The sequence below is a fragment of the Streptococcus sp. FSL E2-3488 genome, from assembly GCF_038003585.1.
Lineage (GTDB): Bacteria > Bacillota > Bacilli > Lactobacillales > Streptococcaceae > Streptococcus > Streptococcus thermophilus.
The window spans coordinates 1,158,632-1,181,104 of the sequence record NZ_JBBOPL010000001.1 but is presented as its reverse complement, the minus strand read 5'-3'; the positions used below and the strand labels follow the sequence as shown (position 1 = coordinate 1,181,104).

General features: G+C 37.7%; 15 protein-coding genes and 2 pseudogenes. 10 read left to right on the top strand and 7 right to left on the bottom strand.

Annotated elements, in window-relative coordinates; all coding sequences use genetic code 11:
* Window positions 1–7 precede the first annotated feature (7 nt).
* Genes dltA through dltD form a run of 4 tightly spaced genes read left to right on the top strand, consistent with a single transcriptional unit; the run spans window position 8 to window position 4,320 of the window.
* A complete protein-coding gene (gene dltA, locus MHH90_RS06055; protein ID WP_011681022.1) occupies window positions 8–1,558 on the top strand; it encodes a D-alanine--poly(phosphoribitol) ligase subunit DltA in 1,551 nt (516 codons plus the stop codon).
* Window positions 1,555–2,802 carry a D-alanyl-lipoteichoic acid biosynthesis protein DltB gene (gene dltB / locus MHH90_RS06050; RefSeq protein WP_340725839.1) on the top strand — a complete coding sequence of 416 codons (1,248 nt, stop codon included), beginning with the start codon at window positions 1,555–1,557 and terminating at the stop codon, window positions 2,800–2,802. Before dltA ends, dltB begins: the two co-directional genes overlap by 4 nt.
* Before the next feature lie 17 nt (window positions 2,803–2,819).
* Window positions 2,820–3,059: a D-alanine--poly(phosphoribitol) ligase subunit DltC gene (gene dltC / locus MHH90_RS06045; RefSeq protein ID WP_002950439.1), complete on the top strand. Its 240-nt coding sequence runs from the start codon at window positions 2,820–2,822 to the stop codon at window positions 3,057–3,059.
* Window positions 3,052–4,320 (top strand): D-alanyl-lipoteichoic acid biosynthesis protein DltD, encoded by a 1,269-nt coding sequence (dltD, locus tag MHH90_RS06040; protein ID WP_014621431.1) that lies wholly within the window; start codon window positions 3,052–3,054, stop codon window positions 4,318–4,320. Before dltC ends, dltD begins: the two co-directional genes overlap by 8 nt.
* 52 nt (window positions 4,321–4,372) lie before the next feature.
* On the opposite strand, the pseudogene MHH90_RS06035 reads toward dltD, so the two are convergent.
* The 3 genes and pseudogenes from MHH90_RS06035 to pabB all read right to left on the bottom strand — a co-directional run bounded on the left by MHH90_RS06035 (window position 4,373) and on the right by pabB (window position 10,452).
* Window positions 4,373–5,722, bottom strand: a pseudogene (locus tag MHH90_RS06035) (IS3 family transposase).
* 198 nt (window positions 5,723–5,920) lie between these two features.
* A complete protein-coding gene (locus MHH90_RS06030) occupies window positions 5,921–8,557 on the bottom strand; it encodes a calcium-translocating P-type ATPase, PMCA-type (protein ID WP_113870376.1) in 2,637 nt (878 codons plus the stop codon).
* A gap of 176 nt (window positions 8,558–8,733) precedes the next feature.
* Window positions 8,734–10,452: an aminodeoxychorismate synthase component I gene (gene pabB, locus MHH90_RS06025; protein ID WP_014608193.1), complete on the bottom strand. Its 1,719-nt coding sequence runs from the start codon at window positions 10,450–10,452 to the stop codon at window positions 8,734–8,736.
* 146 nt (window positions 10,453–10,598) lie between these two features.
* Between pabB and MHH90_RS06020 the strand changes: the two genes are divergently transcribed.
* From MHH90_RS06020 to metF, 3 genes are all read left to right on the top strand, one after another.
* The gene (locus MHH90_RS06020) at window positions 10,599–10,934 is read left to right on the top strand and encodes a hypothetical protein (RefSeq protein WP_011225805.1); all 336 of its coding nucleotides are present in this window, start codon (window positions 10,599–10,601) and stop codon (window positions 10,932–10,934) included.
* Between the two features lie 327 nt (window positions 10,935–11,261).
* On the top strand, window positions 11,262–13,511 hold the full coding sequence (metE, locus tag MHH90_RS06015) for a 5-methyltetrahydropteroyltriglutamate--homocysteine S-methyltransferase (protein WP_002950451.1): 2,250 nt from the start codon (window positions 11,262–11,264) through the stop codon (window positions 13,509–13,511).
* 188 nt (window positions 13,512–13,699) lie between these two features.
* Window positions 13,700–14,575 (top strand): methylenetetrahydrofolate reductase [NAD(P)H], encoded by an 876-nt coding sequence (metF, locus tag MHH90_RS06010; protein ID WP_113870375.1) that lies wholly within the window; start codon window positions 13,700–13,702, stop codon window positions 14,573–14,575.
* 139 nt (window positions 14,576–14,714) lie between these two features.
* On the opposite strand, the gene MHH90_RS06005 is transcribed toward metF, so the two are convergent.
* The 4 genes from MHH90_RS06005 to MHH90_RS05990 form a co-directional block, all read right to left on the bottom strand.
* Window positions 14,715–16,433 (bottom strand): phospho-sugar mutase, encoded by a 1,719-nt coding sequence (locus MHH90_RS06005; RefSeq protein ID WP_011681046.1) that lies wholly within the window; start codon window positions 16,431–16,433, stop codon window positions 14,715–14,717.
* 82 nt (window positions 16,434–16,515) lie between these two features.
* Window positions 16,516–17,088, bottom strand: a complete 573-nt coding sequence (locus MHH90_RS06000; protein WP_011681047.1) for an ECF transporter S component — start codon at window positions 17,086–17,088, stop codon at window positions 16,516–16,518.
* 27 nt (window positions 17,089–17,115) lie between these two features.
* Window positions 17,116–17,661 (bottom strand): phosphopantothenoylcysteine decarboxylase, encoded by a 546-nt coding sequence (gene coaC / locus MHH90_RS05995; protein ID WP_014608202.1) that lies wholly within the window; start codon window positions 17,659–17,661, stop codon window positions 17,116–17,118.
* Complete coding sequence (locus MHH90_RS05990) at window positions 17,654–18,337, bottom strand: phosphopantothenate--cysteine ligase (RefSeq protein ID WP_002948206.1); 684 nt, start codon at window positions 18,335–18,337, stop codon at window positions 17,654–17,656. The genes coaC and MHH90_RS05990 overlap by 8 nt, the downstream gene beginning before the upstream one ends.
* A gap of 193 nt (window positions 18,338–18,530) precedes the next feature.
* On the opposite strand from MHH90_RS05990, the gene MHH90_RS05985 reads away from it, so the two are divergent.
* The 3 genes and pseudogenes from MHH90_RS05985 to MHH90_RS05975 all read left to right on the top strand — a co-directional run bounded on the left by MHH90_RS05985 (window position 18,531) and on the right by MHH90_RS05975 (window position 22,471).
* Window positions 18,531–20,201: a formate--tetrahydrofolate ligase gene (locus tag MHH90_RS05985; protein ID WP_024704082.1), complete on the top strand. Its 1,671-nt coding sequence runs from the start codon at window positions 18,531–18,533 to the stop codon at window positions 20,199–20,201.
* 186 nt (window positions 20,202–20,387) lie between these two features.
* Window positions 20,388–21,062, top strand: coding sequence for a response regulator transcription factor (locus MHH90_RS05980; protein WP_113870373.1), 675 nt, complete (start codon window positions 20,388–20,390; stop codon window positions 21,060–21,062).
* Window positions 21,052–22,471: pseudogene (locus MHH90_RS05975) on the top strand (sensor histidine kinase). The gene MHH90_RS05980 and the pseudogene MHH90_RS05975 overlap by 11 nt, the downstream one beginning before the upstream one ends.
* Window positions 22,472–22,473: the final 2 nt, after the last annotated feature.

Genomic DNA, 22,473 nt, shown 5'->3' with positions numbered 1-22,473 from the left:
AAGAATAATGACGAGTACAAAAATTAAAGATATGATTGAAACGATTGAGCAGTTTGCTCAATCACAACCCGACTTTCCTGTTTACAATATTTTAGGGGAAGTCCATACTTACGGCGATTTGAAAGCCGATTCGGATAGTTTAGCTGCTAAGATTGATAGCCTTGATATCCCAGAAAAATCACCTGTTGTAGTTTATGGCGGTCAAGAATATGAAATGTTGGCAACTTTCGTAGCTTTAACTAAATCTGGTCACGCCTATATACCAATTGATAGTCACTCAGCTCTTGAGCGCGTGACAGCTATTGTTGAAGTGGCAGAGCCGAGTCTGATTATTGCTATTAACGCCTTCCCACTAGAGGATGTTAAAGCATCAATCTTGACATTGGATCAAGTGAAGGAAAGTTTTGCTAACAAGACTACTTATGAAGTAACCCACCCTGTTAAAGGTGATGATACTTATTACATCATCTTCACATCAGGGACTACAGGTAAACCTAAAGGAGTTCAGATTTCGCATAATAACCTTCTTAGTTTCACCAACTGGATGATTACAGACAAGGAATTTGCGACTCCAAAACGTCCTCAAATGTTGGCTCAACCGCCTTATTCATTTGACCTATCAGTAATGTACTGGGCGCCAACTTTGGCACTTGGAGGAACACTCTATGCGCTTCCTTCAGCTATTACTCAGGACTTCAAGCAACTATTTGAAACTATCTTTTCACTTCCAATTGCCATTTGGACATCCACGCCATCATTTGCAGATATGGCAATGTTGTCTGAAGACTTCAATGCAGAGAAGATGCCAGAAATTACGCATTTCTATTTCGATGGGGAAGAGTTGACTGTCAAGACTGCTCAGAAACTCCGCCAACGTTTCCCAGAAGCACGTATTGTCAATGCTTATGGACCAACTGAGGCTACTGTTGCCTTGTCAGCAGTAGCGGTAACTGATGAGATGCTAGCTACTCTTAATCGTCTACCGATTGGTTATACCAAGGAAGATTCACCAACTTATATTATCGATGAAGACGGTAATATCCTTCCAAATGGTCAGCAGGGTGAAATTATCGTATCAGGTCCTGCAGTTTCAAAAGGTTATATGAATAATCCTGAAAAGACTGCGGAAGCCTTCTTCGAGTTTAATGGTCTACCTGCTTACCATACTGGTGATGTGGGGACTATGACTGATGAGGGTCTCCTTCTTTACAGTGGTCGTATGGACTTTCAGATTAAATTTAATGGTTTCCGTATTGAGTTAGAAGATGTTTCCCAAAACCTTAATAAGTCTAAGTATATCGATTCAGCAGTAGCTGTCCCACGTTATAACAAAGACCATAAGGTTCAGAACCTCTTGGCTTATGTGATTCTTAAGGATGGCGTACGTGACCAGTTTGAGCGTGACATCGATATTACTAAGGCTATCAAAGCTGACTTGGAAGATATCATGATGTCATACATGATGCCTACTAAGTTCCTCTATCGTGAGAGCTTGCCTCTTACACCAAATGGGAAAATTGATATCAAGGGACTCATCAGTGAGGTTAATAACCGATGATAGACTTCTTGAAACAGCTTCCCCATTTAGAACCCTACGGTAATCCTTTCTATTTCATCTATCTTGGAATAGCCTTATTACCAATCTTTATAGGTCTATTCTTTAAAAAGCGCTTTGCTATTTATGAATGCTTGGTAAGTATTACCTTTATCGTTCTTGCTCTGACAGGTACCCATGCTAGCCAAATCTTAGCTTTGCTTTTCTATATTGTCTGGCAAATCATCTGGGTATACTCATACAAACGTTATCGTAGTCAAAGGGATAATAAATGGGTCTTCTATTTGCACTCGTTTCTTGTTGTTCTTCCCTTGATTCTTGTTAAGGTAGAGCCTATCATTAACGGAACCCAGTCACTTTTAAACTTTCTCGGCATCTCTTATTTAACCTTCCGTGCGGTTGGTATGATTATCGAGATGCGTGATGGAGTTCTTAAAGAGTTCACACTAGGGGAATCCCTCCGCTTCATGCTCTTTATGCCGACCTTCACAAGTGGTCCCATTGATCGCTTCAAACGTTTTAATGAAGATTATCAGTCAATTCCTAATCGTGACGAGCTGCTGAACATGTTAGAGCAAGCTGTAAAATATATTATGCTTGGTTTTCTTTATAAGTTTGTTTTAGCTCAGATTTTCGGGAGTATGCTTTTACCACCATTAAAAGCACAAGCATTGAGCCAAGGCGGTATCTTTAATCTACCCACATTAGGTGTTATGTACGTTTATGGGTTTGATCTCTTCTTTGACTTTGCGGGTTACTCAATGTTTGCTCTCGCAGTTTCAAATCTAATGGGGACTAAGAGTCCTATTAACTTTGACAAACCGTTCATTTCCCGTGATATGAAGGAATTTTGGAATCGCTGGCATATGAGTCTGTCGTTTTGGTTCCGTGATTTTGTCTTTATGCGCTTAGTCATAGTACTCATGCGAAATAAGGTTTTCAAAAATCGTAACACCACATCGAATGTTGCTTATATCATCAATATGATGGTTATGGGATTTTGGCATGGGATTACTTGGTACTATATTGCTTATGGTATATTCCATGGTATTGGTCTAGTTATTAACGATGCTTGGTTACGTAAAAAGAAAACCATTAATAAAGATCGTAAAAAAGCAGGACTTAAGCCTCTTCCCGAAAATAAATGGACCAAGGCTTTGGGAATCTTTATCACATTTAATACAGTTATGCTATCATTCTTGATTTTCTCTGGATTCTTGAATGATCTCTGGTTCACTAAAAAATAAGTAAAGGAAATTTAAAAATGGATGTAAAAGCAGAAGTCATTGAAATTATTGATGAACTGTTCATGGAAGATGTATCTGACATGATGGATGAAGACCTTTTTGATGCTGGTGTTCTTGATTCAATGGGAACTGTTGAACTTATCGTTGAATTGGAATCACGTTTTGATATTCGTGTCCCAGTTTCAGAATTTGGTCGTGATGATTGGAACACAGCTAATAAGATTGTTGAAGGGGTAACGGAGCTTCGCAATGCTTAAGCGTTTATGGCAGATTTTTGGTCCAGTAATTTGTGCCCTGGTTTTGGTAGTAGTAGTTATATATGCCTACCCACAAGGCAGAAAATATAGTTATGAGGCTGAAAAACGTAGTGCAGTAACGCTGACGAATGAGAACTTTAAAAGTCGGAAAAATAAAACTACCGCTCTTTCAGACCAGAATCATCGTTTTGTACCTTACTTTGGGTCTAGTGAGTGGTTACGTTTTGATGCCCTTCATCCAGCTGTTTTAGCAGAGAAATACGACCGTAACTATCGCCCATACTTTATTGGACAACGTGGGTCAGCTTCTCTAAATCAATATTTGGGAATGCAACAAATGCTTCCAGAATTACAAAACGGTACAGCTGTGTATGTCTTGTCTCCGCAATGGTTCACTAAAAAAGGTTATAATTCTGCAGCTTTTCAGCAGTTCTTTAATAACGACCAACTTAGTAGTTTCCTAAGTCAAAATCAGACGGATGCAAATTCACAGTATGCTGCTAAACGTATCTTAGAGATGAAACCTGAGATAACGATGAAATCTCAACTTTCTAAAGTGGCCAAAGGACAAGATCTCAATACTGTCGATAAAACCTATATTCAATTCATGGCAGAGCTAAATAGGCGAGAAGATAGCTTGTTTAGCCCTTTAGCAGCGTCAAATAACGCTAATTATGACAAGAAGGTTCTTCCTTATCTTAAAGAGTTACCAGACCAATTCTCTTATGATGCCCTTGATCAGCTTGCTATAAGAGATGCAGAAGCACATACCAAATCAAATGACTTTGGAATTGATGACCGTTTTTATAAGGAACGCTTATCTAAGAAGATTGGTAAACTTAAAGGTTTCCAGAAAAATCTTTCCTATGAAGTTTCTCAAGAATATGGTGATTTACAGCTGGTTCTTAATCAATTTGCCAAGTCAAATACAAATGTCATATTTGTCATTCCACCTGTTAATAGCAAGTGGATGGCTTATACTGGACTTAATCAGGACATGTATGATGCTACGGTTTCTAAAATCCGTTATCAATTGGAAAGTCAAGGATTTACCAATATTGCAGATTTCTCAAAAGATGGCGATCAACCTTACTTTATGCAAGACACTATTCATATGGGCTGGAAAGGTTGGGTAGCCTTTGACAGGGTCGTTGATTCTTTCGTTAGTAATCCAACACCTGCACCTAGCTATAAATTGAATGATCGCTTTTATAGTAAGGACTGGTCAGGATATACAGGAACTCCTAGTCAGTTTAAGTAACATAAAGAAAAAAGCTCGATTTGTACTGACCCCAAAAAGTTAGACAATTAATTTACACAAAGGACTTAGTTCTGTATTGCACAGGACCAAGTCCTTTTAATTTTACCTTAATGTGTTTGTTATTGTAATAATCAATATAGTCTACAATAGCTTGTTCCAATTGCTCAAGTGAGTGAAACATCTTCTCGTAACCATAAAACATCTCAGACTTAAGAATATCAAAGAAAGACTCCATCATACCATTGTCTGGACTATTTCCCTTACGTGACATGGATGGTTGGATCCCTTTATCCTCTAAAAATTGATGATAATACTGATGTTGGTATTGCCAACCTTAATCACTATGGAGAATTGTATTTTCATAATGCTCCTCTGTGAAGGACTGGTCTAACATAGATTTCACTTGTTCTAAGTTTGGTGAAGTTGAGAGATTATAAGCGATAATTTCGCTGTTGAAACCATCTAAAACAGGCGATAAATACAATTTATGTGTGCTATTTGGAATGGCAAACTCTGTCACATCTGTGTAGCACTTTTCCATTGGGTTGGCTGCTTCAAACTGCCGTTGGATAAGGGTTATCTGCTTTCTTGCCAACTTCTCCTTGGTATGAAGAATATTTGTGTTTACGACGAATTTGGGAACTTAAACCAAGGAGCTTCATCAGACGTTGGACCTTCTTCTGGTTCACTACAAAACCACGATTCCTCAATTCAAGAGTTATTCGACGATATCCGTAATTTCCCTTATGTTCATCATAAATGGCTTGTATTTCCACTTTGATAGATTGATTTTTATCTACTTGATTCAGTTTCTTTAAGTGGTAATAATAGGTTGAACGAGCAAGTTTGATAATGTTTAGAAGGATATCTAAAGGAAACTCTGTTACCAATCATTGAACAATTTCTGTTTTTCTTCTTGCTCCTTTTCGTCCCTCAATCGGAGTTCTCTCAACTTTTTTAGAATAGCATTCTCCGATCTCAGGTACTCATTTTCTGCTTGAAGTTGCTCTAGCTCTGTCATCTCTTCGGGTTTCTTCTTTGGTTTACTCCCCATTTTAGGCACTCTCCCTCTTCTTTTCTCAAGAAGAGTATACCCATTTTTCTTGTATTGTGCTATCCAATTGTTAAGCAACCCTTAATTTGAGAGGCCATAGTCCAGGCAAACACTTTGTTGAGAACAACCTTCAAGTAGAACTTTATCAATCATTTCTCGCTTTAATTTAGGAGAATAATAACGATTCTTTCCCTTTTTGATGATGTTTATTCCATAATGGTCAATTAATTTCACCATATATTTTAGACCAGAAACGTTCACCCCAAATTGATTTGAAAGTCGTTTAAAGCTTTCTCCTTGATTTCTCAATTCATATATTTGAACTTTATCTTCATAAGTTAGTTTCATAATAAAAACACCCCAAAAGTTAGATTTTTTTGTCTAACTTTTGGGGTGCAGTTCATTTAAAACCTTTTTTGTTATAGAGCAATAATAGAATAATATTGCTCTTATTTTTTCATAGGTTACCTTTAGAAATTTAGAAAAAGGATTGGGAGTAAAACCTAGTCCTTTTTATCACTTTGAAGATTTGCAATACCTCATATCTTATTTGTTTTTAGTTAGAGCTTTTCGAATGAAATCTGCTGGTATAATCAATACAGCAATAAGAAGAGCAATGATATAGTGTTGAATATCCATCGGAACAGTACTAAATACTTTTCCACCAAATTGAATAATAAGGGTTTGAACAACAGCAATAGAAATCATAACGATTAAGAATTTCTTGTTTTTACCGATATGTTCAAAAATATTGAAGCCATTACTACGTGTATTAAATGAGTTGAAAATAACAGCATAGATAAATACTGTAAATGTAAAGGTTGTTACCATTTCAAAGTTACCAGTTCCATTTGTGATAAAGTCTTGGATACCACCAACATTTTTAAGAATGGCTAAACATACAAGAGTAATGAAGGCACTTGCAACTCCGATAGCGGATTTCATATAACCAGTAAGAATATTTGCTTTCTTAGCTACTGGTTTTTCGTTCATATAACGATCTAGCGCAGGCTCTTCACCAAAGGCAAGGGCAGCAAGTGTGTCCATGATAAGGTTAACCCAGAGAATTTGGATGATTGTAAATGGCTCTTTGAGACCCAAAAGTGGTGAGAGAAGTGACATGGCAATAGTTGTTACGTTAACAGTTAATTGGAAGATGATAAATTTACTTACTGACTTACTCATGGTGCGTCCATAGAGAACGGCTTTCTCAATAGAAGTCAATGAGTTGTTTAAGATAACGATATCTGAGGCTTCACGTGCGACTTCAGTACCATCACCCATTGAGAAACCAACATCAGCTGATTTAAGGGCTGGTGAGTCATTGACCCCATCACCCGTCATACCAGCTACCATATCGAGTTCTTGAGCTACCTCAATAAGACGTTTTTTATCCATTGGAAGGGCACGACTTACCACTTTTAAGTGAGGCAATTGTTGTTTAAGTTCTTGATCTGAGAGGGCAGAAAGTTCATCGTGAGTAAGGACAAGGTCATTTTCTCCAGTGACGATACCTGCTTCTTTAGCGATAGCAACAGCGGTTTCTTTACGGTCACCAGTCACCATAACTACTTGAACACCCGCACGGTTCATTGTTTCAACGGTTTGTTTAATTGAAGAGCGAACGTTATCACGGATACATACGATACCAATCAAGACTTTATCATTACCATCTGTATTGAGGATGGCAAGCAAACGCATTGAACGGTTAGCTTGTTCCAATGATAACTCTTGAAAACGAGCTTTAATATCATCTGTAAAGTTTTGTTTATGACCATCTTTATCAAGATAGTAGTAGCAGTCATTTAGGATAAATTCTGGAGCACCTTTGATGTAGGTTTTTCCATCGTTAGTCGTTACACTTGCGAATTTTGTTGCTGAGTTGAATTGTTGCTTCTCAGTAATTGTATTAGTATCGAAATCAAGTTGAGAACGTCCAATCAAGAAGTCAAGAAGTGCACGGTCAGTAGCATTACTACCAACAGCATTACCATCAGCAACCATGGCATCGTTATTAAGACCGATACCATTAATTATTTCAGCTTTAAGACTATCTGACATCGTATCAAAATCTGGAGCATCAGTTTCACCAGTAGCTGCATAAAGTGTTCCATCCCCAAGGAAGAAGTCAACTACAGATAGTTTACCTTCTGTGATTGTACCAGTCTTATCACTGAAGAGAATATTCATGTATCCAGCAGTTTCAATAGTATCAGGATGGCGGACTAGGATATTTTGAGCTAAAAGTCGACCTGAGTTCATTGAGGAAACGAGTGCTAACATCATTGGAAGTCCTTCTGGGACAGCCATGATGATGATTGTAACCGCAAAGAGAATTGTTTCAATGATAAGAAGGAAAATCGAGCCACCATTGAGGTTGTTAGCTTTATTTAGGGCAATAAAGCCTAATACAAGGTTGATTACTGAATAGGCAGCACCTGCACTATAACCGAGGACCCCGATGTTTCTTGCAAGCTTGTTAAGTTTTTCTTTAGATGGTGAATTTTTACTATCTTCTTGAAGAGACGTATTGATACTTCCTAAAACGGTGTTATCACCAATTTGTGTAGCTTCAATCACAGCTTCATCTGAAGTTACGACTGTACCACGGAAGACCTTAAACTCCGTAAAGAGGTCTGAAGAATCTGGCTCTTCTCGGTCACCAAGAGGAAGTTTTGTGGCATCCTCGCTTTCACCATTTAAGACAGCTTGGTTTACTTTTAATTTACCTTCCAAGATGATACCGTCAACTGGAATCTTGTCCCCTGATTGAAGGAGAATTTGATCCCCTTTTACAACATCATCCACGAGAATCTCTTTAAGTTTACCATCTCGATAAACCTTAGCATTAGTTTTTGAAGCCTCTTCTTGGAGAATATTGAATTTTTGCTCATTACGGTATTGAGAGACTGCTGAGAACCCTGTAGACATCAAAATGGCAAAAATTAGTGAGATAGCCTCATACCAATTAGCCTCCCCAATAGCAGGAAAAATCATTGCAACAAAGTTGAAGATGATTTTTAATCCTAAGGCAGCCAAGAGGATGAGAATCCATTGATCCTGGAAGGCTTCAATAAAAATTGAAAGCAGCGAGTTAGCCTCTTTACTAGAGAGCCTATTATCGCCATGAGCGTTTTTACTTGCTTGAACTTCTGCAGAAGTCAAGCCTTTAAATTTTTTCATTAAACGTATTTATCCTTTCTAGAATGTTCAAAAATTTAAAACCTAATAGAAGCAGTAATTTTAATAACTATCAGTAAGTATTATACTTTATTTTACTATTAAATTGTTGATTTTTTATCAAGAGAAGTAGTGATTGATTTCTAGAAAATGAAATTTCACAATTTTAAATCCATATTTTAGAAATCTACCCTCAATTCATACAACCCTCTCACAGCATTACAGCCATAGATGGCTTGAGCCTGTTTTAAATCTTCCAGAGTCAAAACTTTCTCTGTGACCTGATTATTAGCAATGAGGCTTTGTCTGTAAATACCGTTTAAAAGACCGAGGTGAACAGGTGGAGTGTAGAGTTGGTCCTTGATTTTAAGAACGAGGTTACCGATAGAAGTTTCTAAAAGTTCTTTCTTTTGATTATAGTAGATTTGCTCATGAGGTCCTAGACTAATGTGTGGTCGATAACTTGTTTTAAAGTAGGTATAGGGGTTATTCAAAGGATGTGTTTGCTTAACTAATCTTGCTTGACAAAAATCATCGTCTAATTCTGTTAATTGAGCATGTTCAAAAGTAAGTTTACCATCTTTTGCAAGGGACAATTTAAGACGGTAGTCTGTGTCAAAATCAAGGGACTGACACAAATCTTCGACTTGATTTTGAACTTCTTTTTTATTGAAAGGATAAGCAAAATAGCGACTGGACTCTTGTAGACGATTGAGATGTTCTTTAAGATGGAGTAGTTTACCTTGATGAATCCGTCCAGTTGAGATAAGATCAAATCTAGGATTTTGACGGTATAGAATAGCTGATTTTTGCCTTGTTTCTTCATATTCAGCTTCCCATTTGCTGTCCCAGGTGATTCCACCGCCTACTCCATATATAGCATTGTTTCCCTGCATTTGAAGTGTTCGGATGGCTACGTTGAAAATAGTTGGTCCATTAGGTAGCAAGATACCAATGGCTCCACAATAGACGCCTCGAGCTTGTTTTTCGACGTTTTTAATAATTGCCATAGTAGCTATTTTTGGTGCTCCTGTAATAGATCCACAAGGAAAAAGGGCTTGGAAGATGTCATCCAAACGACTGTTTGGTAGGAGTTGCGTCTCAATAGTTGAAGTCATTTGCCAAACAGTAGAGTATTGTTCAACCTGGCAAAGTCTTTTTACATTTTCACTCCCTATTTTTGAAATACGATTCATGTCATTTCTAAGAAGATCTACAATCATCATATTTTCAGAGCGATTTTTCTGATCATGAGCAAGCCATTGTGCTTGTTTAAGGTCAGTTTCAGTTGTCAAGCCACGATTTGTTGTCCCTTTCATAGGACGTGTGGTCAATATATCACCATCTTTTTTAAAGAAGAGTTCAGGACTTATGGAAATGATGGAGACATCATCATGTTGAATAAAGGCATTGTAATGTGCATTTTGCTCAACAACCAATCGGTTGTAGATGGCAAATGGATCAGCTGTTATGTTCTGTTGAAGTTGGACGGTAAAATTGACCTGGTAGGTGTTTCCTTGACGAATATGGTGGTGTATATGCTCAATAGCAGCCTTGTATTCCTCTGCAGAAGTTAGTTCTTGCCAAGATTCTGGTAAGGGAACAGGCTCATAAGCAAGAGGGATAGACTCTGTTTGAACAGTATCGTGAATAGTAAAATAGAGAAGATACTCTGACATTAATGGGCTATCAAAAATTTGAAATTTAGGTTCAAAGGCCTGAGAAGCTTCATAGGCTACATAGCCTACAGCAAAATAGCCTTTTTCTTGATAGGCTTCTATTTGATTTATAAGTGATTTAACTTCCTTAATGTCTTTGGTTTTTATCTCTTTTATGGCGTGAGTGAAGATTTGTCTGACGCCAAGTTCTTTAAAATCAATAACGGTTTTCTTATGCATACATAGAGTATAACATAAGAAGATAGCCTCTGGTTCTTTTTCATGATTTAATTCTCTTTCTTAAAATTTTAACCAAAAATGAACTTTTCAGATAGTTTTATATATGTTATAATAATATGAACTAAAAGAAGATTTTAGAGGGAAATATGACTAAAAAAAATAAATTTGAGAAAGGGGACAGTAGTCTTTCAAATAAAAAATTGAAAAAAGTGACTTCCAAGCGGAATTCTTGGAAACATCAAATGTACGAGCTTGAGATTGCCATTGCAAAAGAGTCAAGCAATAAAAAGAGAGACGAGCTTATAAAACTTCATAATGGCTATATGAGTGAGTATGATAGTTTAAAGAAGCAAATCATTTGGTTAGCAGTATTGGGAATATGTTTCCTAGTGGTCTTGGTGATTTTGGGCTATTTTATTTGGAATAGCTATAACAGTGAGAACATGTCCTATACGTCTTCTTGGCTTCAAGAACGAGTTTAAGATTTAGTTTTGATTAAAACGCCTTATTTTATGACTTTACTACTCAATAGTGAACATGGATGAGTTGATTACTAAATATTAAAGAAGAAAAAGTAAGATATATCTCTAGACAAAAGTCTAGAGGTTTTTTTGATAAAAATGACCTTATCATCTCCCTATATAGTTATTAGCTATACAAATATCTAATTAAAAATAAGACAACGAGACCAGAAATCCTTTATTTTATAGGATATAGTTTAAAACTATATATATTGAAAACTGATAACAATTATACAGATATTTATTTCTTTGGTAAGATTAAATCAACAACAAAGAGGAGGACACAAGATGTCAACTACTATCATTGGTTTCCCACGTTTGGGTGAATTCCGAGAATTAAAATTTACTACAGAAAAATATTTTAGAAATGAAATTACTGCAGACGAACTTTTAGCGGCTGCTAAAGATTTGCGTGCAAAACACTGGAATATTGTTAAAGAAAAAGGTATTACTGAAATTCCTTCAAATGACTTTTCTCATTACGATAACTTCCTTGATGCGGCCTTCCTTTTCAACGTAGTTCCTGAGTCTGTGAAAAACTTGGATTTGACTGAATTGGAACAATACTTTGCTTTGGCACGTGGTTACCAAGGTGAAAAGGGGGATGTGCGTGCTCTTCCAATGAAGAAATGGTTCAACACCAACTACCATTACATCGTTCCAAAATTTGAAAAAACAACAGCAGTAAAATTGGCTGGTCACAAGATTTTTGATGAGTACCAAGAAGCCAAAGACTTGGGTCTGGATACTCGCCCAGTTGTGGTTGGACCATTCACTTTCCTTCAATTGTCTGATTTCGAAGATGGTGTGAAAGCAGAAGACTTCGTCGATAGCTTTATTGCTGCCTACCAAGATGTCTTTGCAAAATTGGCTGAACTTGGTGCTACTCGTATCCAACTTGATGAACCAGCACTTGTTAAAGATTTGACTGCTGACGAAAAAGCACTCTTCTTGAATCTGTACAATAAAATCTTGGCTGACAAGAAAGGCCTTGAGGTCTTGATTCAAACTTACTTTGGTGATGTTCGTGATGTATACAATGATCTTGTAAACTTGCCAGTAGATGCTATCGGTCTTGACTTTGTCGAAGGTAAGAAGACGCTTGAACTTGTCAAAGGTGGATTCCCAGCTGACAAGACTCTCTATGCAGGTATTGTCAATGGTAAAAACATCTGGCGCAACAACTACGAAAAGAGCTTGGCTGTTCTTGAACAAATTCCAGCTGAAAAAATCGTATTGACAAGCTCATGCTCACTTCTTCATGTGCCATTTACGACTGCTAATGAAGAATTTGAACCAGCAATCTTGAACCACTTTGCTTTTGCCGTTGAAAAATTAGATGAACTTCGTGATTTGGATGCTATCCGTAATGGTCAAGGTGCTGAATCACTTGCTGCTAACAAAGAGCTCTTTGCTATTGAACGTGTTGGTGCAAATGCTGAACTTCGTGCTCGTATTGCAGGTTTGACAGAAGCAGATTACACACGTTTACCGGCTTTCGCAGAACGTGAAGCCATTCAAAAGGATGCCTTCAAACTTCCATTGCTTCCGACAACAACTATCGGTTCATTTCCTCAAACTAAGGAAGTTCGTGCCAAACGTTTGGCTTTCCGTAAGAATGAATTGTCTCAGGAAGAATATGATGCCTTTCTTGCTGAAATTATAGATGAATGGATTAAATGGCAAGAAGAAGTTGGCTTTGACGTCCTTGTACATGGTGAGTTTGAACGTAATGACATGGTTGAGTACTTCGGTCAAAACTTGTCTGGGTACCTCTTCTCTAAAAATGGTTGGGTGCAATCATATGGTATGCGTGGGGTAAAACCACCAATCATCTGGGGTGATGTCACTCGTCTTAATCCAATCACTGTAAAATGGTCTAGCTACGCACAAAGCCGTACTGACAAGCCTGTTAAAGGTATGTTGACTGGGCCAGTTACAATCCTCAATTGGTCATTCCCACGTGAAGATATCTCTATTAAAGATTCAACTCTTCAAATCGCTCTTGCTATCAAGGATGAAGTGCTTGACCTCGAAGCTGCAGGCATTAAAATTATCCAAATCGATGAGGCTGCTCTTCGTGAAAAATTGCCACTCCGTCGTAGTGACTGGTACGAAGACTACCTTGACTGGGCTATTCCAGCCTTCCGTTTGGTACACTCAACAGTAGCACCAGACACACAAATCCACACACACATGTGTTACTCAGAATTTACAGATATCATTCCAGCTATCGACAACTTGGATGCAGATGTTATCTCTTTTGAAGCTAGTCGTTCAAACCTTGAAATTTTGGATGAACTTAAAGCACAAAACTTCCAAACAGAAGTTGGACCTGGAGTTTATGATATCCACTCACCTCGTGTCCCACAAGACGGTGAAATTGACCACACTATCGAAGCGATCTTGGCTAAAGTTCCAAGTAGTAAAGTATGGATCAACCCTGACTGTGGTTTGAAGACTCGTGGTATTAAAGAAACTAAAGAAAGCTTAACCAAGCTTCTAGAAGCAGCAAAAGCGGCTCGCAAAAACTTGTAAGTAGAAGTTATAATACCTTGAAAAGCTTCTTTCCTATATGTAGAAGGTTTTCAATAGTGAATAATTTTCTAAAGATTTTTGTAATCAAGCTAGATGCAAAATGTGATCAATAATTCCTACGAGTTTACTTGACACTAATAAAAATGCTTTTGTCTCAACAAAAATCTAAAACGAAGAAGGTAAAACTTATGACAAGCCAAACACCATCCCTCTCTTTTGAAGTCTTTCCACCTAATCCAGCCGTAGGCAATAAGAAAATCTTGCTTGCCCTTGATGACATGAAAGGATCGGCACCCCATTTTATCAGTGTAACAGCTAGTAATAACAAATATAATATCAAAGAGACAACGGTTCCTTTGGCAGACCATATTCAAAATGACCTGGCTATTCCTACTATTGCTCACCTTCCAGCAATCTATTTGAGCAAAGAAAAGGTAGCTGATACTTTGCGAGAATTAGATGCTGTTGGAGTAAATCGTATCCTGGCACTTCGTGGCGACATCATTCCTGGGGTCGAACCTTTAAAAGACTTCAGATATGCAACTGATTTGATTGAGTTTATCAAGGCAGAAGCTCCTAACTTTGATATCATTGGTGCTTGTTATCCTGAAGGTCATCCTGATTCACCAAATCAAATCTCTGATATTCAAAATCTTAAGAAGAAAGTAGATGCAGGTTGTTCAAGTCTTATAACCCAACTCTTCTTTGATAATGAACGCTTCTACGATTTCCAAGATAAATGTACTCTTGCTGGCATTGATGTGCCTATCTATGCTGGTATTATGCCTATTTTGAATCGTAACCAAGCCCTACGTTTACTTAAGACGTGTGAAAATATCCATTTGCCACGTAAATTCCGTGCTATTTTGGATAAGTATGAGCATGATCCTGAATCTCTGAGAGCTGCCGGTCTAGCTTATGCTGTTGACCAAATCGTGGATTTGGTTACGCAAGACGTTGCTGGAGTTCACCTTTATACGATGAATAATGCAGAGACTGCACGTCATATTTACGAAGCTACTCACTCCTTGTTTAAGCATCATTCACAAGTCGGCGCACTGTAATTGAATAATAGAAAAACCACCTATATATTTAATCTATAGGTGGTTTCTTGGTGTAGCAGCGAAAGATTGTAATTACTTATATGGGGCATTATTATCATTTATCAAAAAAGACCTAGAGCTTAGCTCTAAGTCAAAAGTACTATTCACCTACAAAGGCATTGATTTCTGCTTCGATGTTAGCAATTTTTTCTTTAGCATCCGCTTCAGTTTCTCCAACTGTTGCAATGTAAAATTTGATTTTTGGTTCTGTACCTGAAGGACGAACGGCAAACCATGAATCATCAGCCAAGATGTATTTCAAAACGTTACTTGGAGGAGTTGTCAATTTTTCTACGCCGTCAGCAGTAGTAGCTGTTTGTTCCAAGAAGTCTTCTGTTTTAGCAATATCAGTGTTGTTGAATTGTTTAGGAGCATTGCGACGGAATTTGTCCATGATTTTCTTGATTTCTGCAGCACCATCAACACCTGAAAGCGTAACTGAAATTGTCTTTTCTGAGAAGTAACCATATTGTTTGTAGATTTCTTCGATACCATCTGCCAATGTCATACCACGTGAACGGTAGTATGCAGCAATTTCTGCAACGATAAGAACGGCTTGGATAGCGTCTTTATCGCGTACAAATGGTTTGATGAGGTAACCGAAGCTTTCTTCAAAACCAAACATGTAAGTGTAATTGTGTTGTGTTTCAAATTCATGAATCTTTTCACCGATAAATTTGAAGCCAGTCAAGACATTAAACATTGTTGCACCGTAGCTTTCTGCAATCTTAGTAACTAATTCAGTTGATACGATTGATTTACAAAGGGCAGCATTAGCAGGGAGAGTACCAGCTGTTTTGTGAGCTTCAAGGATATATTTGGCGATGATAGCACCAATTTGGTTACCAGAAAGGTTGAGGTATGAACCATCTGGTTGGCGGATTTCAACGCCAAGACGGTCCGCGTCAGGGTCAGTTGCAACCAATACGTCGGCATCTACATTACGACCGAGTTCTTCAGCAAGAGCAAAGGCATCTTGGTTTTCTGGGTTAGGAGATTTAACAGTTAAGAAGTCAGCATGAGGAACCGCTTGAGCTTCAACGACTTGAACAGCATCAAACCCAGCTTGAGCAAGGGCACGGCGAGCCAACATTTCACCAGTACCATGAAGTGAAGTGTATACAATCTTCATGTCACGACCATACTCATTAATCAAGTCCTGGTTGATGTTAACGTCTTTAACTTCTTTTAGGTATTCAGCATCAACATTTTCACCGATGATTTCGATGAGACCGCTAGCCTTGCTGTCTTCGAGGTCAGCTAATTTGACAGTGAACGGATTATCAATAGCACGGATGTAATCTGTCAATGCATCGGCATCAGCGGGTGGCATTTGTCCACCGTCTTCACCATAAACTTTGTATCCGTTAAATGGAGCTGGGTTGTGGCTAGCCGTTATCATGATACCAGCAAATGTGTGGAGATGACGTACTGCGAATGATAATTCAGGAGTTGGACGAAGACTCTCGAACACATAAGATTTAATACCATGAGCTGCTAAAACTTGCGCAGATTCAAAAGCAAACTCAGGAGAGAAATGACGGCTGTCATAAGCGATAGCAACACCACGTTTTTTAGCTTCCTCACCTTTTGAGTCGATCAATTGCGCCAAACCTTCGGTTGCTTGACGAACAACATAAATGTTAATACGGTTGGTACCAGCGCCAATTAAACCACGCATACCAGCTGTACCGAATTCAAGATTAGTATAGAAGGCATCTTCTTTAGTTTTTTCATCCATAGAAACCAACTCATCACGAAGATAAGCAGGCAATTCAGCAAAATCGAGCCATTTTTGATAATTTTCAGTGTAAGACATATCAATCTCCTTTATATTTTTAAACGCTTACATTATATCACAACTAAAGGAAAAAAATCATGCTAATTACCATGTTTTTTCTTTATTTTTTCAATCGAAGTAGCATAGGTGTGATACTAAGCGTTAATAGGCCAGCAATAACCATTTCAGCAACAGAGTTTATAGTGAAAATAGTTGCCATTAGAGTTTTTCCACCTGCTGAGTAGAAATTAGGGATTAGGAAGTAGATACCTAGAAGCACGAAAAATGTATTTGTAAAAGCACCTAAAACACCAGACAGCATCAAGCCTAGGCGATTTTGAAGTAACTTGTAGATAAAGTAAGGAAAAATACCGATTAAAATACGAGGAACAATTGCAATGACAGCAGATGCCCAAGTTCCTCCTTCCACAAAAGGACTGAAGAGATAACTGCCTACTGTATAGACGATAGTGTTACGAACAATACTCATAATCCCCATAAAACCGCCTAAATATGCACCAATTTTAGGACCATAGACGATACTAGCAATAATGACTGGGATATGAGTTAGGGTTGGTTTGATTGGAAGTGCAAAAGCAGCAAAGATAGTTTGACTGAGTACCTCAATAACGACCATTGTGGCTATTAATAGAGCCAATTGTGCCGTTGGGTTTGCTTTATTTTTTTTATTCATCATAAACTTCTTTTCTTGTCAACAAGACTATTTTGTTAGAGCATTATCTATTGACTCAATAATGACAGAAATATCAGCTAGAGCGCCACGACCTGTATCTCCGCATGCAAGTAAACCAGATTTTGGAAGAATTTCTTGGTAGCCAACTTCTTGCAAGATTTTTAAGTTCTTCTTAGTCAATGGATTTTCATACATTTTCGTATTCATTGCTGGTGCAATTAGTTTTGGAGTGGTGCTTGGCAAAGCTAAAGCCGTCGCAGTTAGCATGTTATCAGCCATGCCGTGTGCTAATTTGGCAATCGTATTTGCTGAAGCTGGGGCAACAATAAAGAGATCAGTTTTCTTAGCTAAGTCAATATGATTAATACGTTCAGCCAATTTTTCTTCCATAACATCGGAGTGAACTGGATTCTTAGAAAGAGCTTGAAGAGTTAGAGGCGTAATAAAGGATTGAGCAGACTCAGTCATAATGACGTGGATATCATATCCCTTTTTCTTTAGTTTGCTTGTTAGATCTGCTGACTTATAGGCGGAAATTGAGCCAGAAACAGCAAGTATGATACGTTTAGTCATAGCATATTCTTTCATATAAGGCTTGAGCAATTGCAGACTTAGTTGTAACCATCTCTTCACCCTTTTCGTCAACTAGATAAGCAATATGTTGATTTGGAGTAATCTCACCCAAATCATTTGCCACAATAATGTTTGCTTGATTACGTTTAAGACTAGCACGAGCAGCCTTGAAAAGATCCTCTTTGCTGACATTTGCGAGAAGTTTGAAGCCAACCAACTGAATATTGGGATTCCATTGTTTAACCAGGCTAATAATCTTTGGTGTCTTTTTAAGGAAAAGAACCTGATAATCCGAAGCCGAAGATATCTTGCTCTCAGTGTTAGACTTATGTAAGAGTTGGCTGGGGTTTTCCGTATCTTCCAACTCAGTGAAATCCGTCATATAAATTGGAGTATAGTCAGAGATAGCCATACTATGGATGAGGACATCATGCTCCTTGACAAGTGGCTCCATACTTTTTAGGAGACTGTCTACGTTGGTAATTTCTGTAATCTTTAGATTTTCTTTTGGTTCAGGTTTAACCGCAGTCTTTACAGTTACTAAGGTAACTTGGTGACCCTTAGCCAAGAAAAGTTCAGCGATTTCCTTACCCAGATAACCTGTTGAATGATTTGTGATTCCACGGACATCATCAATCTTTTCAGTGGTACCACCTGATGTAATCAAAATTTTCATAGTAGTATTGTACTAAAAATTTAGATTTTAGTAAATAATAGTAAGTGTTTTTGAAACGTGCCCCTATAAAATAAAGTTATAACTTTTTATAGCTAAATAAAAACCGAACATTTGAAATCAATTTATAAAAAATAGTGCGTTTTTTATTAATCTTTGTTATAATAGTACATAGAAATATATAGAGGAGTATCTCATGAAAACAGATATTGAAATTGCTCAAAGTGTAGAATTAAAACCAATCACAGAAGTAGTTGAAAAAGTTGGAATCGGCTTTGACGATTTGGAACTCTACGGAAAATATAAGGCAAAATTGTCATTTGATAAAATCAATGAAGTCAAAGACGACAAACCAGGAAAATTGATTTTGGTAACAGCCATCAATCCAACACCAGCAGGTGAAGGTAAATCAACCATGTCAATTGGTCTTGCAGACGCTCTTAACAAAATTGGTAAGAAAACAATGATTGCCCTTCGTGAACCATCTCTTGGTCCTGTTATGGGGATTAAAGGTGGTGCTGCAGGTGGTGGTTACGCTCAAGTTCTTCCAATGGAGGATATCAATCTCCACTTCACAGGTGATATGCACGCTATTACTACAGCGAATAATGCCTTGTCAGCCCTTCTTGACAATCATATTCATCAAGGAAACGCCCTAGGTATTGATCAACGTCGTATTATTTGGAAACGTGTCGTTGACCTTAATGACCGTGCTCTTCGTCATGTGACAGTTGGTCTTGGTGGCCCACTCAATGGTATCCCACGTGAAGATGGTTTTGATATTACCGTAGCCTCTGAAATCATGGCAATTCTTTGCTTGGCTACTGATATCAATGACCTTAAAGAACGCTTAGCTAACATTGTCGTTGCTTACCGTTATGACCGTACACCTGTTTATGTACGTGATCTTGAAATCGAAGGTGCGCTTACACTTATTCTAAAAGATGCCATCAAACCTAACTTGGTACAGACAATTTATGGCACACCAGCCTTGGTACATGGTGGTCCATTTGCCAACATCGCTCACGGATGCAACTCAGTTCTAGCTACATCTACAGCACTTCGCTTGGCAGACTACACGGTCACTGAAGCAGGTTTCGGTGCAGACCTTGGTGCTGAAAAATTCCTTGATATTAAAACTCCAAACCTACCAACAACTCCAGATGCTGTCGTTATTGTTGCTACACTTCGTGCTCTTAAGATGCATGGTGGTGTCGCTAAAACTGACCTTTCTGAGGAAAATGTTCAAGCCGTTCGCGATGGCTTTTCAAACTTAAAACGTCATGTAGAAAATATACGTAAATTTGGTATTCCAGCGGTTGTTGCCATTAACGAATTTGTTGCTGACACAGAAGCTGAAATCGCAGCTCTTAAAGAACTTTGTTCCGAAATCAAGGTTCCTGTTGAATTGGCTAGCGTTTGGGCTAATGGTGCTGATGGTGGTATTGACCTTGCTAATACAGTAGTGGATGCTGTTGAAAATGGCAATGCTGATTATAAACGTCTCTATTCGGATGATGATAGCTTGGAAGAAAAGATTACTAAGATTGTTACTGAAATCTATGGTGGTAAATCAGTTGTCTTCGAGAAAAAAGCTAAAAATCAACTCAAACAGTTTGCAGAATTTGGTTGGGATAAATTGCCAGTATGTATGGCTAAAACACAATATAGTTTCTCAGATAACCAATTCTTGCTTGGAGCACCAGAAGGTTTTGATATCACTATTCGTGAGTTTGTTCCTAAAACAGGTGCTGGATTCATCGTGGCTCTCACAGGTGATGTTATGACCATGCCAGGTCTTCCAAAAGCCCCAGCGGCCCTCAAGATGGATGTTACTGAAGATGGAACAGCAGTTGGTTTGTTCTAATAACGAATATTTCTTTAAAGCAGTGCCTATAGGTGCTGCTTTTTTGCTCCATTCTTAAGGAAAATAAGGTAAACTGAGTTTAAATAAAAGAAATTAATGCACTAGAAGATTAGGTGTATTTTCGATATAATAGGATGATTTAGAGAGATATATGACTAGGTTTTACACCTAGCAAGAGGGATAACTATGATTAAAATTTTACTAGTAGAAGATGATTTGAGTTTGTCGAACTCAGTTTTTGATTTTTTAGATGACTTTGCGGATGTGATGCAAGTATTTGATGGAGATGAAGGTCTTTACGAAGCTGAAAGTGGTGTTTATGATTTGATTCTTTTGGACTTAATGTTACCTGAAAAAGATGGTTTTACAGTTCTTAAAGAATTGCGTGAACAAGGAATAACGACTCCTATTCTTATCATGACTGCTAAGGAAAGTCTAGACGATAAGGGGCATGGCTTCGAACTCGGAGCTGATGATTATCTAACCAAGCCTTTCTATTTAAAAGAATTGAAGATGCGTATTGAGGCACTTTTGAAACGTTCTGGTAAATTTGATCAAAATACTTTTTCTTTTGGAGATGTTTGTGTCAACCTTTCTACAAATTCAACTTATGTGGGTGATAAAGAAGTAGAACTTCTTGGTAAAGAATTTGATTTATTAGTCTACTTCCTACAAAATCAAAACGTTATTTTGCCCAAGTCGCAAATCTTTGATCGTCTTTGGGGATTTGATAGTGATACCAATGTCTCTGTTGTTGAAGTTTATGTTTCGAAAATTCGTAAGAAACTTAAGGGGACTGATTTTGCTACCAACCTACAAACCTTAAGAAGTGTGGGGTATATTTTGAAGAATGCTGACTAAATTTTTCAATTATCTTTTCAGGAGAATCAAGTCAGACGGATTTAAGTCCTTCATCCATCTCTTTGCAACTTTTTCTGGTATTTTCCTTATCATGACTGTTATGATATTGCAGATTCTCAGTTATGGAGTTTATTCCAATGTTGACTCTAGTCTGAGAGCAGCAGTAACTAAGACCAATTCTTATTTGGAAATGGAAATGCTAAAACGCGAATTTTTTCTGACTTCTGATGTAGATCAAAATAATACGGCAACTATCTATCAGGAGTATGATAGCAAAGCATATCGCTAGACAAAATACCTAATTCGAGTGTTTATAAGACAAAATCTAAAAAGACCAAATCAAAAATCGAGGATGCTCCTCATGATTTGACTGTAGCAGCTAATACTAGTGTGTTAGTTCTTGATAAGAATGGAAAGCTCCTAAACGTTGTCGACAAATTTTCTAGCTTATCTAATTTACCAATAGATAAAAATACTATTGATGTTATTAGTAAGGGAAGTGCTCAGAACTATTTTGATCAAACGGAAAATTATCGCTTGATTACTGAAAAAGTAGATAATAGTTTCTATCCTGATGCTAAGTACGTTGTTATTGCAATCAATACGACGCAATTAGAAGAAGCCTCTGAACGTTATGTAAAACTAATTGTCATTATGATGAGTTTTTTGGCTACTATCTATCGCGGTTAGTTTGTATTTGGCAAAATGGTCAATGCGGCCTATACAGAAAAGTCTTGAGAAGCAGAAGACATTTGTTGAGAATGCTAGCCACGAGTTGCGTACGCCACTTACTGTGATTCAAAACCGCCTAGAGTCTCTTTTCCGCAAGCCAGAGTCTACAAATTTTAGACAATTCAGAGAACATTGCTTATAGTCTAGATGAAGTCCGAAAGATGCGTCTTTTGACGACCAATCTCTTGAATTTGACTCGTCGTGATGATGGTATTAAACCAGAAATTGAAACCCTAGATTCTTCTTTCTTTGATAAAGTCTTTACCAATTATGCTACGATTGCTGAAGAAAGTGAAAAGGGGTTTACTGCTCAAAATCAGGTTGGGCGCTCAATCAAAACTGATAAGACTCTAATGAAGCAGCTCATGACAATTTTATTTGATAATGCTATCAAATATACAGAAGATGATGGCCAGGTGACCCTCACCGTTCGTACTAATGATCGTCATCTTTATATTACAGTGGCAGACAATGGCCCTGGTATTGCAGATGAAGATAAGAAAAAAATCTTTGATCGTTTCTACCGAGTAGATGAAGCTAGAACTAGACAAAAAGGTGGTTTTGGGTTGGGCTTATCTTTGGCACAACAGATTGTTCTTGCACTTAAAGGAACAATAATTGTCAAGGACAATCAGCCGAAGGGGACTATTTTTGAAGTTAAAATTACCGGAGTCTAATG